The sequence below is a fragment of the Vibrio sp. Y176 genome (genome assembly GCF_033438945.1).
On record NZ_JAWOQS010000324.1, the window covers coordinates 1 to 812 of the forward strand.

The 812-nt window shown below is 47.7% G+C and carries 1 protein-coding gene and 1 pseudogene; both read left to right on the forward strand.

Annotated features, from left to right (window positions below):
- Positions 1-172, forward strand: a 172-nt coding sequence (locus tag R7O13_RS25835) for a winged helix-turn-helix domain-containing protein (RefSeq protein WP_318305069.1), incomplete at its 5' end; no start/stop codon positions are given.
- A gap of 24 nt (positions 173-196) precedes the next feature.
- Positions 197-812: pseudogene (locus tag R7O13_RS25840) on the forward strand (sensor histidine kinase); the annotation flags it as partial.

The following is an 812-nucleotide window of genomic DNA, read 5'->3' on the forward strand; positions in this document are numbered from 1 at the left end:
CAGTAAGGACGAGCTGTTGGATCATGTCTGGAACACCAATCATGCTGGGTATCATCACACGGTTTGTAGCACCATTAATCGCTTGCGCAGCAAGCTGTCGTTGTCGGACTCAGAGCATCATTTTATTCAAACGGTTTGGGGTGTTGGGTACAAATTTCAGCCGCGCTCATAATGGGCGGTGTGAGGAGGCGATAGGATGAGCTTCAAATCTCGTTTGGTGGTATTCACCACGGTTTGGTTTTGTTTGGCGATGGCGGCCATTGCGCTGACTTACAATTGGCAAAAAGAGACCATTGAGCTTCGCACCAAGCAAAGCTTACATCAAGATCTAGCCAGTCACATGCGGGATGATAATCCGCTCATGATTGGTACGGACTACAATCCCAAAGCACTCAAGTCGATTTTCCACACCCTCATGTTGATAGGGCCTGATTTCGAAATCTATTTTCTTGATAGCCAAGGCAACATTACTACGCACGCTGCGCCAGAAGGGACGGAATTGATGGGAGCGGTGAATCTGGCTCCTATTCGTCAGTTTCTCAGTGGAGAACCTTTCCCGATTCTAGGTGATGACCCGCGTAATCGTGATGAACATAAAGTCTTTTCTGTCGCAGCGATAGAGGAGCTTGGCTCAACCATTGGTTATTTGTATGTGGTGATCGGGAGTTCTCGTCATACGGCCATTGCCAATGCTCAAGTGGATTCGCCGTACTTGGCGCTTGCGGGTTTAGTGCTTATTTCGATTTTAGGTTTCGCTTTTGGCTCATATTTCTTGGTTAAGCGCAGCTTGTTAAACCCGATTGAACGTGTGA